The sequence below is a fragment of the Paenarthrobacter sp. CM16 genome (genome assembly GCF_013179505.1).
Taxonomy (GTDB): Bacteria; Actinomycetota; Actinomycetes; order Actinomycetales; family Micrococcaceae; genus Arthrobacter.
In genome coordinates this window covers 1-1,996 of record NZ_JABMCX010000486.1, presented here as the reverse complement: position 1 = coordinate 1,996, position 1,996 = coordinate 1, and the positions used below count along the sequence as shown (strand labels likewise).

Genomic DNA, 1,996 nt, shown 5'->3' with positions numbered 1-1,996 from the left:
CGGACCGGAGCCCACTCAGGGACCGAGCCATTTTCCGGAAGCTACCTCGACTCGGACGTTGAGACGCAAACTGCAGGAACCACCGGCATCGGCGGAACCCCCACTGGTTCAGGAACCGGTTCTGCCCATTCCGGCAAGGTAGATACCGCCAAGGAGGAAGCTGCGGGAGTGGCTGGGGCAGTGTCGGACGCTGCCGGTGGCGTGGTTGACACCGCCAAGTCCGAGGCCGGCAACGTAGCCCACGAAGTCAAGGTGAACGCACGTCAACTGCTCACCCAGACCAAGGGTGAACTGACAGACCAAGCCCAGGTCCAGCAGCAGCGCGTCGCCGAAGGCTTGCGTTCCATCTCCGACGAACTGTCCTCCATGGCCAATTCAAGCCAAAACGGTGGCGTCGCCACGGACCTGGTCCAGCAGGCAGCCCAGCGTTCTTCCTCCATCGCCCAGTGGTTGGAGGGCCGGGATCCCGGCTCACTGCTGGACGAAGTCAAGGGTTTCGCGCGCCGCAAGCCAGGAGCCTTCCTGCTGCTGGCCGCCGGAGCCGGTGTCCTTGCCGGCCGTCTCGGCAGGGGCATGGCCGACAACTCGCCCATGGGTGGCTCCGCTGGTGGAACCGGCAGCCCCACCACCGAGCAGGCACCCCGTGCCGTCTACTACCCAACGCAAGGCGGCGCCGTAACTCCGCCGGCAGTGGACCTTCCTGGACCCACCACCACCACGGCCGGCTACGGCTCGGCCACCACCACCGGGGCAGCAACCGGTGGAGCGGCAACGGGATACGACGCCGGAACCACCGGCGGTTACGACGGTTCCACGCTCCCGTATCCGGAGACAACCGCCGGTGGAGTCAAGGCACAAGGGGATCCGCTTGCTGGCGCAATTGATCCTGAGAACCCGCTTGATCCGGATGACCCCCAGTACGGAGGTCCCCGATGAGCAGTCCCGCCGACCTGCCTCACACAACAGCCCATGAGAAAGCGGAAAACCTTCCCCTTGGTGAGCTGCTGAGCGACCTGACGCGTGACGTCTCAACGTTGATGCGCCAGGAAGTGGAGCTGGCCAAAGCGGAGATCAAGGATTCCGCCACCAAAGCCGGCAAGGGCGCGGGGATGCTGGGCGGTGCTGCGTACGCCGGCCACCTTACCGTGCTGTTCCTGTCCATCGCCCTGTGGTGGGCGCTGGGCCAGCTCATTGGCCTGGGATGGTCCGCCTTGGTTGTTGCGGTCATCTGGGGAATCGTCGCGGCTGTCCTGGCGGCCAGGGGCCGCAAGGAGCTGAACACGATCAAGGGCATGCCCCGGACCGCTGAGACGGTCAAGGAAATACCTCCCGCTTTGAAACCAAACACTGAGGAGACACGATGACGCAGAACCCCGACGCCCTGCGCGCCGATATTGAAGAAACCCGCCGGCGGCTGAGCACCAACGTGGATGCCGTGGCTGACAAGGTCACGCCTTCGCACATCGTCAACCGCCGGGTGGACAAGATCAAGACGGCCGTCTTCGGCGCCCGTGATGACGTGCATGACAGGGCCGGAAATGCAGCCCACCATGCACAGGATGCTGTTTCCGGCGTAGTGTCGGACATCGGCGACGCACCGCAGGCCATCACCCGTAAAGCCCAGGGCAGCCCCATCGCTGCCGGCCTGATCGCTTTCGGCGCAGGCTTGCTGGTCTCGGCCCTGATTCCGCCGTCGGACAAGGAACGCGAGGCTGCCCAGGCCCTGAAGGAAGCGGCCCAGCCGCTCACAGACGAGCTCAGCCACGCTGCCCAGGAAGTTGCCGAGCACCTGCGCGAGCCCGCTCAGGATGCGATGCAGAACGTCAAGGACAGCGCCACGGTAGCCGCAGCCAACGTCAAGGATGAAGGCCAGGCGGCCGCGGCCGATGTTCAGGACCGCGCACACACGGCCAAGGACAACGTCAGCAACCAGTAATCTCCCACGCTGACCCAACTGAGTCGCAGAAGATGCCGTTTGAAACCCTCAAAACGGCGT

3 protein-coding genes are annotated in these 1,996 nt (G+C 64.9%); all 3 read left to right on the top strand.

Annotated features, from left to right (window positions below; translation table 11 throughout):
- Window positions 1–936, top strand: a 936-nt coding sequence (locus tag HP499_RS23715) for a hypothetical protein (RefSeq protein ID WP_172326494.1), incomplete at its 5' end; no start/stop codon positions are given.
- Window positions 933–1,364: a phage holin family protein gene (locus HP499_RS23710; protein ID WP_172326493.1), complete on the top strand. Its 432-nt coding sequence runs from the start codon at window positions 933–935 to the stop codon at window positions 1,362–1,364. The genes HP499_RS23715 and HP499_RS23710, both read left to right, overlap by 4 nt.
- Window positions 1,361–1,936, top strand: a complete 576-nt coding sequence (locus tag HP499_RS23705) for a DUF3618 domain-containing protein (RefSeq protein WP_172326492.1) — start codon at window positions 1,361–1,363, stop codon at window positions 1,934–1,936. The genes HP499_RS23710 and HP499_RS23705 overlap by 4 nt, the downstream gene beginning before the upstream one ends.
- The last annotated feature ends 60 nt before the right edge of the window (window positions 1,937–1,996 follow it).